7 protein-coding genes and 5 pseudogenes are annotated in these 12,442 nt (G+C 70.6%); 2 read left to right on the forward strand and 10 right to left on the reverse strand.

Features of this window, described 5'->3' with window-relative positions; genetic code table 11:
• Positions 1-238: 238 nt before the first annotated feature.
• From ACWD4G_RS45275 to ACWD4G_RS45290, 4 genes and pseudogenes are all read right to left on the reverse strand, one after another.
• A pseudogene (locus tag ACWD4G_RS45275) lies at positions 239-1,015 on the reverse strand (mobilization protein); the annotation flags it as partial.
• Positions 985-1,344, reverse strand: a pseudogene (locus ACWD4G_RS45280) (DUF2637 domain-containing protein); the annotation flags it as partial. The pseudogenes ACWD4G_RS45280 and ACWD4G_RS45275, both read right to left, overlap by 31 nt.
• A gap of 530 nt (positions 1,345-1,874) precedes the next feature.
• On the reverse strand, positions 1,875-2,510 hold the full coding sequence (locus ACWD4G_RS45285) for a response regulator (protein ID WP_451304548.1): 636 nt from the start codon (positions 2,508-2,510) through the stop codon (positions 1,875-1,877).
• 18 nt (positions 2,511-2,528) lie between these two features.
• Positions 2,529-3,800, reverse strand: coding sequence for a sensor histidine kinase (locus ACWD4G_RS45290; protein ID WP_451304550.1), 1,272 nt, complete (start codon positions 3,798-3,800; stop codon positions 2,529-2,531).
• 193 nt (positions 3,801-3,993) lie between these two features.
• On the opposite strand from ACWD4G_RS45290, the gene ACWD4G_RS45295 reads away from it, so the two are divergent.
• Positions 3,994-4,197: a hypothetical protein gene (locus tag ACWD4G_RS45295; protein WP_451304552.1), complete on the forward strand. Its 204-nt coding sequence runs from the start codon at positions 3,994-3,996 to the stop codon at positions 4,195-4,197.
• On the forward strand, positions 4,194-5,897 hold the full coding sequence (locus ACWD4G_RS45300) for a molybdopterin-dependent oxidoreductase (RefSeq protein ID WP_451304554.1): 1,704 nt from the start codon (positions 4,194-4,196) through the stop codon (positions 5,895-5,897). The genes ACWD4G_RS45295 and ACWD4G_RS45300 overlap by 4 nt, the downstream gene beginning before the upstream one ends.
• A gap of 314 nt (positions 5,898-6,211) precedes the next feature.
• On the opposite strand, the pseudogene ACWD4G_RS45305 reads toward ACWD4G_RS45300, so the two are convergent.
• The 6 genes and pseudogenes from ACWD4G_RS45305 to ACWD4G_RS45330 all read right to left on the reverse strand — a co-directional run.
• Positions 6,212-7,929 (reverse strand): annotated as a pseudogene (locus ACWD4G_RS45305) (relaxase/mobilization nuclease domain-containing protein).
• Positions 7,926-8,579 carry a MobC family plasmid mobilization relaxosome protein gene (locus tag ACWD4G_RS45310; protein ID WP_451304556.1) on the reverse strand — a complete coding sequence of 218 codons (654 nt, stop codon included), beginning with the start codon at positions 8,577-8,579 and terminating at the stop codon, positions 7,926-7,928. Before ACWD4G_RS45310 ends, ACWD4G_RS45305 begins: the two are co-directional and overlap by 4 nt.
• A 174-nt stretch (positions 8,580-8,753) precedes the next feature.
• The gene (locus ACWD4G_RS45315) at positions 8,754-9,563 is read right to left on the reverse strand and encodes a DUF2637 domain-containing protein (RefSeq protein ID WP_451304558.1); all 810 of its coding nucleotides are present in this window, start codon (positions 9,561-9,563) and stop codon (positions 8,754-8,756) included.
• 435 nt (positions 9,564-9,998) lie between these two features.
• Positions 9,999-11,147: pseudogene (locus ACWD4G_RS45320) on the reverse strand (DUF3631 domain-containing protein).
• A 227-nt stretch (positions 11,148-11,374) separates the two neighbouring features.
• A complete protein-coding gene (locus tag ACWD4G_RS45325; protein WP_266541479.1) occupies positions 11,375-11,605 on the reverse strand; it encodes a hypothetical protein in 231 nt (76 codons plus the stop codon).
• 116 nt (positions 11,606-11,721) lie between these two features.
• Positions 11,722-12,351: pseudogene (locus tag ACWD4G_RS45330) on the reverse strand (LacI family DNA-binding transcriptional regulator); the annotation flags it as partial.
• Positions 12,352-12,442 lie beyond the last annotated feature (91 nt).

The raw sequence follows: 12,442 nt of genomic DNA on the forward strand, positions 1-12,442 counted from the left end.
GGGCGAGTAGACCTTCATCACCATAAGAGATCCCTCCTCCCCGGCCCCTACCGGGGCCGGGCTCAGAGGTGTCCACCACCCGGGGACAGGTCCCGACTTCCCTTGGTTGCTCGGGTTTGGAGACGACCGTAGGACGGCGGTCTCTCAACCCCCAAGAAGATTGCGCGAGTTTGCAGCAAGTCGATTGACGGGCTAGAGCGCCTCGCAGACGATCGTCATGTCGCGCAAACCGGCAGCCTGCCATGGTCGACTGCAGGCGGGCAGCTTCGGCGCGGCGGTTGGGTGCCGGGTTCCGGCTGGTGTGCTGGATGCGGGTGATCAGGACGCGGGCGGGCTGTCGTGCGGTGGTCAGCTCGCGCTGGGCAGCGGCTTCCTTGAGGAGTCGGTGGGGTTGATGCCCGCGGGCTTCGGCGTCAGCGAGGACGGTGGCGAGCGCGGGCCACGCCGGGTCGGCGAGGATTCGCTCGGCGTGGTCGGGGACGGCCGCTCGTACGTCGCTGGCCAGAACGCGGCGGGCCTGCTCCCTGGACGGCCGGGCTGTGATTTCGGCGAGCATCGGGGCAAGGACGCGATCGGCGGCCGTCTGGAGGTGCTGCACGGCCTGGCGGGCGGCGTCGGCCTGATGGGCGTGGTTCTTCGCTTCGTGCCAACGCCCGGCGACGATGGCGGCCCAGACGAGGGCTGCGATCAAGGCGGCCAAGGCGCTGCCGTCGGGGCCGGTGGCGGTGTGGACGATGTCGCGTGCCGCGCTGCGCAGGGCGAGGGCAGCTCGGTCTTCCGCCCGTACCTGGGACCGCTGGGCTCGGGCGAACGCCTTGGAGGCGGCTTGGAGTTCGGCCTGCAGATGGGCGGGTGCCTTCTGGGCAGAGGCTTCGAGGAGTTCGCCGAGGGCGGTGATGCGGGCCTGGGCGTGGGTGTCGTCGGCCAGCTCGGTGTGCAGGGTGTCGAGGGCGTCGGCGGCTTGGTGCCACGGGGTGCTGGGGTGGCTGCGGCGGGCGGTGGGTGTTCGAGCAGGGGCACGGCGCTGGCGTTGCCCGTGCCGCTGACCCCGGCCATGTTGAGGGCAATGGAGCCGACCGATCCGATGGCGGTGAGGGTGATCACCCGCCAGTCGGTCACCCGGCGCAGGCCCGCGCGGAGCATGAGCAGTTCACCCGCGACGATGAACGCGTCCAGGGTCGCCGGCCGGGCCCACTGGCGGGCCGGGGAGCTCTTGAGGCCGTGCTGTCCGGCGACCTGAGCGAGGTGCGCGTACGACAGCCAGAACCCGCCGGCGGTGAGCGCCACGATGACAACACCCGCCGCGATGAGCACGTACCGCTCGGCCGCCTGCTTGGTCATCATCGGTTGTCCTTCGTCAGGACGATGGTCCCGATGGGTGGGCGTGGAGAGGGTGGTCAAGCGGGTTCTCCTGGGGTGGTGGCGTGGTCCGTCTTTGCCGTCTTGGCCGTTGCAAGCGCAGGTCAGGGCCGGTACGGCAGGAGGGCTGGTGTTCCGTCCTGGCGGCGCTGACGCGACTTGGGGCACGCACGGGCGGTGGGGCTGCGCTTCGGTAGCCGTGGACGGATCGCATCCGTCTTGCCGTCCCGGTCACATGCGCGGCGACCTGCGGCGATACGGCGAGGACGCCCGGGACGACACAAGACGGTTCCGGGCAGCGTCCGGCTGGTGGCAGCGCGCTCTTCATGATCGCGTTGCCGTCTTGCCCCCGGCCCCCATCCCGTTCGCATGCCGTGTGACTTGCGGGATCACGGCAGGGACGGTCACCGGGGGAGGCGGGGCTCAGCCCGAGTCTGAGGCCGCGGATTCGGCGTTCACTGAGTGAACGCTCAGCCCGAGGCTGGGGCGGCGGGATCGGCATTCACTGAGTGAGCTCACTGGTGCGGTGAGGTGAGGATGCCCTGGGAGAGGGCGACGGTGACCGCTGCGGTGCGGTCGTTGACGCCCAGCTTGACGAACGTTCGCAGTAGGTGCGTCTTCACCGTCGCTTCGCCGATGTACAACTGCCGACCGATCTCGCTGTTGGACAGACCGCGTGCGACGAGGCCGAGTACCTGGACCTCGCGGGGGGTCAACTGCTCCCCGGACGGTGTCTGTATGCGGGTCACCAGCCGGGCGGCCACTGGCGGGGCGAGGACGGTTTCGCCGCGGGCGGCCGACCGGATGGCGTCGGTCAGTGTGCCGATCGGGGTGTCCTTGAGCAGGTACCCGGTGGCGCCGGCCTCGATCGCCGGCAGGATGTCGGCGTCGCCCTCGTAGGTGGTCAGTACGAGTACGCGGATGCCGGGGTGCTCCTGGCGGATGCGGGCCGTCGCGGTGGCGCCGTCGGTCCCCGGCATTCGCAGGTCCATCAGGACGACGTGCGGGCGCGTCGCGGCGGCGAGGACGATCGCCTCGTCGCCGGAGCCGGCCTCGCCGACGACCCGCAGGTCGTCGTAGGCCTCAAGCATGCCGCGGAGGCCGAAGCGTACGACGGGATGGTCGTCGACGATCAGGATGTGGACAGTCATCGAACTGGTTCCGCCCGCTCAGTGGTCGGGTGTGGGGCCGAGATCGTGCGCCGGCTGCAGGCTGCGCGGCGCCTGCTCGGCCGGGGGCAGCGGCAGCTCGACCCGCACCGTGGTGCCTTGGCCGGGAGCCGATCGCACCGTGCAGGTTCCGCCGAGGCCGGCGGCGCGGGTGCGAATGCCGAGCAGGCCGTATCCACCCCGGATGGTGGCCGGGTCGAAGCCCTGGCCGTCATCGGTCACCGCCAGTGCCACGAGGCCGTTGTCGTGGCGCAGTTCGATCCGTACTTTCGTGGCGTCGGCATGCTTGCCGATATTGGCCAGGGCCTCCTGCGCGGTGCGGAGCAGGGCGATGTCGGTGCCGGTGGGCGCGCCGGACCGCTCGCCGGCGATCGACACCTCGACGTGTGTACCCGTGTCGCGGGTGTGCCGGGCGGCGAGCCGGTCCAGCGCGTCCGCGAGACCGCGGCCGGTCAGATCGACCGGGGCCAGCGCAGCGATCAGCGAGCGTGCCTCCGCGAGGTTCTCGCGGGCGGTCTTCTCCAGGATGTCGAGCTGGCCGTCGGCGGCTGTCGCATCACGGAACAGGTTCGTCCGCGTGGCCTGGGCGAGCATGAGGATGCTGGTGAAGCCCTGTGCCAGGGTGTCGTGGATCTCGGCGGCCAGGCGTTCGCGTTCGGCATGGACGCCGGCCTCGTGGCTCGCGCGTTCCAGTGCGGCCCGGGTCCGGGTCAGTTCCTCGATCAGCTCGGCCCGTTTGCGGTTCTGCTCGCGGATGCCGGTCAGATAGGCGCCCACAAGGATCGTCACCGTCATGGGTACGAGAACGGTCACACCGGCCATCGCCAGCGTGTAGCGGTTGACGCCGGCCCTCGCCAGCATGGCCCAGGCGAGTTCGGCGTAGAGGATCGACAGCAGTGGCAGGCGTACGCGCCACCTCGCGACCATCACGAACAGCTGCGGGCAGAGCGCGAACAGCAGTGCGCCCCCGATCGGGGCGATGGCGAGCAGGAGCGGGAACGCGACCGCCAGAGCGGCGAAATAGACCGCGCCCCAACGCTCGTCGCGGTTCTCCATGGCCCGCGGAGCGACCAGCGCGTACCAGGCGACGATGACGGCGAGCGTGATGAGGGCGAGCATGCGCTGGCCGAGCGCCACGGTGACGTCGGCCGCGATGGCGACGGCGAGAGGTGTCGCGACGGCGCCGACGAGGACATGCCATCCGACGCGGAAGCGGAACCCGAAGTCGACGGTGCCGCGCACTGCCATCTCCTGCCCGCCTTCGCTCGCCATGGTCCGGCCGCCAGTCTACGAGCGCCCATGTCCAAGGTGCCCGGCGCGGCGCCGGGGAGCGTCCACACACCGGTGGAGCCGTGCGTACGTCGATCGGTGGACAACGGGGTCCAACCAAGCGTGGTCGCGGCGGCGGCCACACAACCGTCACGCTCGTTGTCGAGAACCCCGGCTCCGTATCTGGAGGTACCCCATGAAGAAGAACTGGCCCGTCCTCGTCCTCGGCGTGCTGCTGACCTTTTTCGGCGTGATCTGGACCTTGCAGGGAATCGACGTCATGAAGGGCTCGGCGATGAGCGGTGTGACGCTGTGGGCGGTCGTCGGGCCGATCGTGGCGCTCGTGGGTCTGGTTGTCCTGGGTGTCGGCATCGCCCGGCGACGTCGGCTCGGCCGATGAGCGCCGAACAGCTGTCCGGCGCCGACGCGGAGGCTCAGGAGGCAGGTCGGCCGGCACCGGAACGACCGCCCAAGCAGTGGTACGGCGAGCTCGCCGGCGTCGCGGCCACCGCGCTTGCCCTGGGCGTCGGTGAGCTGGTGGCGGCCGCGACGGGCGGGCCCTCGGCGCCCCTCGTGGCGGTGGGTGGCGTCGCCGTGGACGCCGCGCCGACTCCCGTCAAGGAGTTCGCGGTCGCGGTGTTCTACACGTACGACAAGCTGGCTCTGCAGGCGGGAATCGTGCTGGTGCTGGCGGTCTTCGCCGCGCTCATCGGTGTCATGGCCATGCGCCGGCTCGGGTACGGGCTGGCCGGGGTCGCTGTGTTCGGGATGATCGGCGTACTCGCGTCAGCGACCCGCTCCAGCGCCACCTGGGCGTACCCGCTGCCGTCGGTGGCCGGCGCACTGGCCGCCGCATGCCTGCTGGTACTGCTGCGCCGCACCCTGCCGCGCCGCGCGGCGGAATCGGCGCGGGACCTGGGCGACGACAACGGCCCGGACGGGGACGGGACGGCACGGGAAGTTCCCGCCTCCGTGCGGGGCGTCCGCCTGCCGTCGTCGGATGCCGGCGTCCCGGTGGGGGACGGCGGGGGACAGCCACCGTCCCGGAGACGGTTTCTCGTGCTGGCGTACGGGGCGATCGGCGCGGCCGCGGTGGCCGTACCGGGCGGACGCCGGCTCTGGGCGCAGCGTGTGGCCGCGGCCCGGGCCGCGGTGGTTCTTCCGTCCCCGTCGAGCCCGGCACCGCCCTTGCCCGCCAAGGTCTCCGCCGGCGTGCCCGGAGTGACGAAGTTCGTCACCGCGAACGCGGACTTCTACCGGATCGACACCGCGTTGACGGTGCCCCAGATGGAACCGAAGGACTGGCGGCTGAGGATTCATGGCCGGGTGAAACGGCCGCTGACGCTGACGTACGAGCAACTGCTGGCACGGCCGATGGTGGAGCGGTACATCACACTGACATGTGTGTCCAACGAGGTCGGCGGCGAGCTGGTCGGCAACGCGCGGTGGCTGGGGGTGCCGATCAAGGATCTGCTGGACGAAGTCGAGCCGGACGACGGGGCGGACCAGGTGGTGAGCCGTTCCGTGGACGGCTATACGGCCGGTACGCCGACGGCGGCGTTGCGTGACGGGCGGGACGCGTTGCTGGCGGTCGGCATGAACGGGGAGCCACTGCCGGTCGAACACGGGTTCCCGGTCCGCATGGTGGTGCCCGGGCTGTACGGATACGTTTCAGCGACGAAGTGGCTGACGGAGCTGGAACTGAGCAGCTTTTCGGACTTCAGTGCCTATTGGGTACGGCGGGATTACGCGGCGCTGGCCCCGGTGAAGACACAGTCGCGGATCGACACACCGACCGCGGGCAGGCGGCTGGAGCGGGGTCTGGTCATGGTGGCCGGAGTGGCGTGGGCACAGCATCATGGGGTGAGCGCGGTCGAGGTCCGCGTGGATGACGGACCATGGCAGCAGGCAACACTCGCGGCCGTACCGTCGGTGGACACCTGGCGGCAATGGAGCTGGCCGTGGCAGGCGACGCCCGGCAAGCACCGGCTGCAAGTACGCGCCACCGACCACACCGGCCAGGTGCAGACAGGGCGGGCGCACAAGCCGCTTCCCGACGGGGCAACCGGCTGGCACACGATCAAGGTCACGGTCACCTGAGCAAGGTCCGCCGACGAACCTGCCGGATGGATCGCGACACCAGAAGTATGAGTGCGTTGCGGCAAAGGGAGTCCCTGTTCGATCAGCAGGGGCTTCTCGTGTGCGGGGCATGATCGCGACGGGGTGGAGGCAGGCAGCGGACGGCCTGGCCTGGCACGCGCTTCAGCGTGACGGCCCACATCAGACTTCGACGAGAGCCCGCGCCGGTCGTTGGCGCGGGCTCTCGCGTCCGGGCTGTCGGGCAGGTCAAAGGGGTGCCCGGAAGGGAACGTGAATCGGGACGGGACACACTCAGGCCGTCCGTGCGGTCGTGATCAGCGCCGCCGTGCCTGTGACGGCTGCGGGGCCGGGGCGGCTGCTGCCGTGTGCTGTGGAGCGTCGGGGCGCTGTGCTGTGCTGTCGGCCCAGGCTGGGTTGTGGGCTTGTGCTGCGCGGGCTTGTGCGCTGGGTGCCGGCCTTTCGCTGAGGCGTTGGATGCGCCAGGTCAGGACTCGTGCGGGGCGGCGGGCGTCGTTCAGGGCGCGCTGGTCGGCAACCTGTTGGAGGAGCCGTTCCGGGTCGTGTCCTGCTGCTTCTGCCTCGGCGAGGGCGGTGGTGAGAGCCGCGAAAGCGGGGTCTTCGATGATCTGCTCCGCATGCTCGGGCACGGCCTGGCGTAGGCGGCGGATCTGCCGTTCCACGGCCTGCTGGGGTGGCTGGCGCTGCGCGAGGGCGGCCAGGGGTGCGGCGGCTGCTTGGTCGTAGGCGGCCTGGAGGTGGAGCAGTGTCTGCTGGGCGGCGGCGACCTGCTGGTCGTGTTGGCGGAGCTGGTGCCAGCGGGCAGCGGCAATGACCACGAGGATCGCGGCGTCGAGGAACATTGCCAGGGCGGCGCCGTCCTTGGGGGCGGGCTCTCGGAGCATGGCGCGTACTGCGGCGCGCAGGGCGCGGGTGTGGTGGTGTTCGGCCCGGATGCGGGAGCGGGTGGCGCGCTCGAACGCGGTCGCTGTTTCTCGGAGTTGGGGGCGCAGGGGCTGGGGTGCGAGGAGGGGGAGGGCGTCGAGGGCTTCGCCGAAGGCGGCGAGGTGGGCTTGGGAGGCTTCGTCGTCGGTCTGGTCGAGGTGGTGGGGATGCGTTCGGCGGCGGCGGTGGCCTGGTGCCAGGGGTTGGGCCTGCGTCGGCCTGGCTTCCCGGCGGGCTGTGGGTCGATGTTCTCCAGGCGCTTTTGGATCTTGGGGCAGGAGAGGTCCGGGGCGAGTTCGGAGCCGGAGAACGAGACGGGCTCGTTGTCGGCGGTGGTGGTGTCTTCGCTGGCGACCTTGTAGCCGCGCACGTCACCCGAGGGGAAGTAGACGACCTCGACGAGCACGCCGTCGATGTGGCTGAGCAGGTGGACGAACTCCTCCACGCTGGTGGCGGCGGCCACGGCGGTGCGCACGGTGGCGCGCAGCCGTTCGCGGGCGGGCTTCGCGTGGCCGGCGCGGCGGGCCTTCTCCTGCTCGGCACGGGTGGTCCGCTTCGCGGCGGTGCGGTCGCCGCGTACGACTTGGAGCAGGCCGTATTCCTTCTTGATGGCGGCGAGTTCACGGTCGGCGGTGAGGTAGTCGTTCCAGTGGCGGGCGGTGCGCAGATCCGCCCGGACCTTGGTGGCGGCGATGTGGATGTGGTCGGGGGCGTGGCGGACGGCGACCCATCGGCATCCGTCCGGATCACCGTCCGGTGCTATGCCGGTGGCCGCCACCACCCGGCGGGCGATGTCGGCCCACTCCTCGTCGCTGAGGATGCGGTCAGTCTCGGCGGCGCGGATCGAGCAGTGCCACACGTGCTTCTCGGGAGCGCGGCCGAGCCGTCGGGCCTGCTTGACGTGCAGGTCCAGGTCGGCCACGAGGAGCCTCCTGGTGGCGTCGAAGTCGTCGGCGCGGCCGGGGTCGGGGGCGAAGCCGTCCCAGGAGGCGACCAGATGGGGGTCGGTGTGGTCCTTGGCCTTCTTCGTGTCGAACAGGTACCGGATCAGTCCGGCGGTTTCCTTGCCGCTGCGGATCTTCGCGATCATCGGGCCGCCTTCTTGGCGACGGCCTGGTTCGCGGCTGTGGCGATGTGGCGCACCGTGGTGCCGACCGCGGTCAGGGTGCGTTCGCCCTGGGCCAGGACGGCGGTGTCCACGGGCTGTGGACGACCGCCGGAGTTGAGCTTCTTGGCGATCTGGTTGATGTTGTGGCCGATGGCGGCGACCTCGCGGCGCAGGGCGGTCAGCTCGTCGATGTAGTCGTCGAGCGGGGTGCGCTGGCCGGGCAGGGCGAGGTCGCCCTGGACGTGTGTCATGACGACAGCGCCGACGTAGTGGGCGCCGGCGATGTTCAAAGACCGCGCCATGGCGAGGATCTCGGTCTTCTCGTCGAGGCTGTAGCGGGCGTCGACACGCTCCTTGCGCTGGCCGTTCGGGTCGGGCTTGCGGCGTCGGGCGACACGGTGCAGCGCGGCGGCTTCGGCGGCGCGCGGCAGCTGTGCGGCGGCGGTGTCGGCGGACTGTTCCTCCTCGGGTGCCCCCTGGTGCCCGAGGTCCTCCGCCACCCCCAGGGCGGAGGCTTCCCCGTTGCGGCCGTCCTTGGACGGTCCAGCGGGATACCTTGCTGGCGCGGTTGTGGCTGGAGTGGTGGTCATCTCCTGCTGGTGCGAGGGTGGTTCGTGGCGCTGGTTGCTCATGGGGTGGTTCTCCGTGGGGTGTTGATGATCGGTCAGTGACCGGTCGAACTCGTCCCATACCTGTTCAGGGCAAGGCCGGGCGGAGCGGCGATGTCGGGTTGACTCGTTGCGGTGCGGTCGCTCGTCCCCGCGCTGACCTGCGCGGGGACGAGCGATGGGAGCGGTTGCGGGGGCTCAGGAAGCGCCAGCGGGGGTCTTGTCGAGGTCGTCCTGCCGTTGAGAGGCGGCCTCATCGAGTTCGGCCTGCAGGACGTCCTTGAGCTTTTCCGCGTCGGCCCTGCCGATAGGGAGGCCCTTGCCGCGGATCGTCGCTTCGATGTGGCGGCGCGAGACACGGTCTCCGCGTCCCAGTGGCGCGGTACGGGCGATCGCGAGGTACTCGTCGGACACAGCGCTGGGCTTCTGGTCTTCCGGCCCGGCGGAAGACTGCGGGGGTTCCGCCACAGTGGCGGCGCCCTGCGCCACCTCGGCAGACCCCCGAGCCACCTCGGCCTGACCGTCCGCCACGTCGAGACCCGCTGGCTCCGGGAGACCGTTGTGGCGTTCGGTGACGTCGGTTGGGTCGGCGACGAGCTGGTGGATCTGCCGCATCAGGACACCGAAGGCCAGCAGCGCGGCGGTCGGGGGAACCGCGGCGACCACATAGTCGAGCAGGGGCACGGAGCTGGCGTTGCCCGTGCCGCTGACCCCGGCCACGTTAAGGGCGATGGAGCCGACCGATCCGGTGGCGGTGAGGGCGATGGCCCAGCCGTCGGCGACGCGGCGCAGACCCGCACGGAGCATGAGGAGTTCGCCCGCGACGATGAAGGCGTCCAGGGTCGCGGGCCAGGCCCACTGGCGGACCGGGGAGTTCTTGAGGCCGTGCTGTCCGGCGACCTCTGCGAGGTGTGCGTACGACAGCCAGAACCCGCCGGCGGTGAGGGCCACGATGACGACTCCCGCCGCGATGAGCGCGTACCGCTCGGCAGCTTGCTTGGTCGTCATCGGCCCTCCTTCGCCAGGACGTGGTCCCGGTGGGTGGGTGTGGAGCGGGTGGTCAAGCGGGGCTCTCCTGGGGTGGTGGCGTGGTCCGTCTTGGCCGTTGCAAGCGCAGTTCAGGGCCGGTACGGCAGGAGGGTCGGTGTTCCGTCCCGGCAACGCCGGCGCGTCCTGAGGAACGCACGGGCGGCGGGTGCTGCGGTCCGGTGGCCGTGGACGGATTGGATCCGTCTTGCCGTCCCGGCCGCATATGCTGTGACCTGCGGTGATACGGCGGGGACGCCCTGGACGGCACAAGACGGATGCGGGCAACATCCCTTTGGGCAGCACGGCGGTCATGATCGTGTTGCCGTCTTGGTCCCGGCTGCCGTCCTGCCCGTATGCCGTTTGACCTGCGGGGTTACGGCAGGGACGGCAAGGACGGCAACCGGGGGTGGGGTCTCAGCCCTCGCTGCGGGCGGGCTCGGCGTCGACCGGGTGGACGGTCGGGCAGTAGCGGCGCCACGCGTCGAGGAATTTGTTGCGCGTGTAGCCCTTGCGCTGGGTTCCGTCGGCGAGGCGGACGTTGCCGGACTTGATGCCGAAGCCGCTCAGCAGTGTCGGCCAGGATCCGCGCTGAGCTGGGATGCTCCTCCTCGGCCTGCGCCTCGTCGGTGACCATCTGCGCGCACGCCGCGCGGGCGAGGCGGGGCCAGGGCCCGGCGGCGAGGTCGGCGACGATCACCGAGGGCTCCCATGTGTCGGCGGCGCGGTCCTCCACCGGCATCGCCGGTTCCATGTCGGCGGCCTCGTCGAGCATCGGGCGGGCCCATGCGGCGATGCGGTCGCGCAGGTCGTGGAGGGCTGGGGTGTCGCGGCGGGAGCGGAAGGGCTTGACGCTCTCGCCCTCGGCTCGGCGGCGCATGCGGATGACCACGGACCGGTCCATGATCGTGTCGGGGAGGTCGCCGATTCCCGCGAGGGCTGCCATGGCGAAGGTGGCGAACCGGTGGGGCGTGTGGTCGTTGCCGACGACGCGGGTGACGTAGCGGTTGCGCTGGTGGCCGGCGTTGAGCAGGCCGCGCATCTCCTCGTTCTTCTCCGCCTGCTTGGGCGTGCCGAAGATGGTGTCGGCCTCGTCCACCAGCAGGGTTGGCGGCTCGTCCGTGATGGACCGGAAGACCGCCGCCGGTGTGGTGTTGATGGTGAGCATCGGCTCGTGGACCGTCTCGGTGAGCACGTCCAGGAGCCGTGACTTGCCGCACCGCTTCGCCGGCCCGACGACCGCCAGGCGTGGGGCGTGCTGCCACGCGGGCTGCAGGTGCGTCGCCGCCACCCACAGCGTGACCGCGTCCAGCGCCTGCGGGGAGGGCAGGATCACGAACTGGGCTATCTGGGCACGCAGTTCGTTCAGCACCTCGGAGCCGTACGTCGGCTCCGGGTCCGGCACCGCCTCTTCGGCGGGCTGGTCCACCGGGGGACCGTATCCGGCGCCCGCTCGTCGGCCGCCGGGGCGGCTTCGGGCGCGTGGCCGGGCCTGCCGGGCACGGCGACCGTCGGCCATGCCGCTTTGCCGGGTGCGGAATAGGGCTCGGGTGTCGTAGGTTGCACAGGGCAGCTCCCTATCCGGTGACGTCGGGCATGCAGGCCCGACTCACGCAGGTCGTTCGTTGGAATGCGGGCAGTGGAGTGTGCGGAGCCTCCGGCGTTGGCGCGCCGGGGGCTTTCTCGCTTCCTTGGCCGGGGCGAGGGAACACGGACAGTACGTCCACGCCCCGACACAGTCCAGCGTTTCTGTGTCAGCTCAGCACAGAAGCGTCTGCTATGGGCTCGGGCCGTCACGCGGCCAGGCCGAGCAGGTTCAACAGGTCGGCGGTCACGACGCGGTACGCCTTGCCCAGCCGCAGGACCTTGCACGGGTACTCGCCGCGCTTGGCCAGCTCGTAACCCTTGCTCCGGCCCAGCCCCAGCGCCCGGTTGCCGGTGTCGAGGTCAACGGCGGCGGGCAGGGCCAGTAGCTCTTCTCGCGTCATGCCCTTGGGCTGCTCGGCGGTCTCCTTGTTGCGCATGCAGTGCTCCGTCCACGAGTGAGCCCTCGGCGAACGCGGCATCACGTCCGGCTCCAGGCGATCACTAACCATCATCGGGAAGCTAATGTGTCTCCATGACACAACGCGGTTTTGATCCGGTGGGTGTGGCGGAGGCCATGCGGGGTGAGGCCCTTGGCGATCGGGAGCCAGCAGGCGTCGGCTCGGTCGCTGGCGCCGCGTCCTCGGGCCGGGACGCCGGGCCACGGCTCGCCGAGCAGCGGTACGGGGCGGGCCTGCTGCGGTGCCTTCTTGGGGTACCAACCGGAGACCGCCGGGGTGAATAGCCAGGTCGCGAAGCCGTTCCGGCGCCAGTGAGCTGCGTGCTCCGAGACAGCGCCGCCCCGGACGAACCCTAGGTCCGCGATGGCCTGTTCCACCCTGACCCGCTTGGCTTCGGTGACGTGGTCGGGGTGGTTGAGGACGTTGGACACCGTGCCCGTGGAGACTTCGGCACGGCGCGCGACATCGACGAGCTTCGCGCCTTGGTGGCCGCCAGTGCGGGCCGCGCCCTGTCCGCGGAACACGTAGGTCCTGCCGTGGCAGGCGCAGGGCTTCGGCTTCGTGCGGGCAACGTGGTTAGCGACCAGGGTCGACAGCCAGTCCATCGCGTCGATGGTGCGGTAGCTGTCGTCTTTGGGCGGGCAGCGCACCAGCTCCCCCGTGTCGAGTTCGTAAAGCTGCCACTCGACCCGGACGGAACCGGGACGAGCGAACTCCGTCTCTAAGACGTCGTCTCATTTGGCGCGCTGGGTAGTCTGCCCGTGTGGTGATGGTCGAGCGCATGGTGCCGGATGAGTTGTGGGAACTGTTCGAGCG

Source organism: Streptomyces sp. NPDC002643, from assembly GCF_053592555.1.

Excerpts from the sequence above, each read along its gene's own strand:
- ACWD4G_RS45315 (WP_451304558.1), bottom strand. The coding sequence starts at position 9,563 with ATGACGACCAAGCAAGCTGCCGAGCGGTACGCGCTCATCGCGGCGGGA.
- ACWD4G_RS45310 (WP_451304556.1), bottom strand. The coding sequence starts at position 8,579 with ATGAGCAACCAGCGCCACGAACCACCCTCGCACCAGCAGGAGATGACC.
- ACWD4G_RS45300 (WP_451304554.1), top strand. The coding sequence starts at position 4,194 with ATGAGCGCCGAACAGCTGTCCGGCGCCGACGCGGAGGCTCAGGAGGCA.
- ACWD4G_RS45290 (WP_451304550.1), bottom strand. The coding sequence starts at position 3,800 with ATGGCGAGCGAAGGCGGGCAGGAGATGGCAGTGCGCGGCACCGTCGAC.
- ACWD4G_RS45325 (WP_266541479.1), bottom strand. The coding sequence starts at position 11,605 with ATGCGCAACAAGGAGACCGCCGAGCAGCCCAAGGGCATGACGCGAGAA.
- ACWD4G_RS45285 (WP_451304548.1), bottom strand. The coding sequence starts at position 2,510 with ATGACTGTCCACATCCTGATCGTCGACGACCATCCCGTCGTACGCTTC.
- ACWD4G_RS45295 (WP_451304552.1), top strand. The coding sequence starts at position 3,994 with ATGAAGAAGAACTGGCCCGTCCTCGTCCTCGGCGTGCTGCTGACCTTT.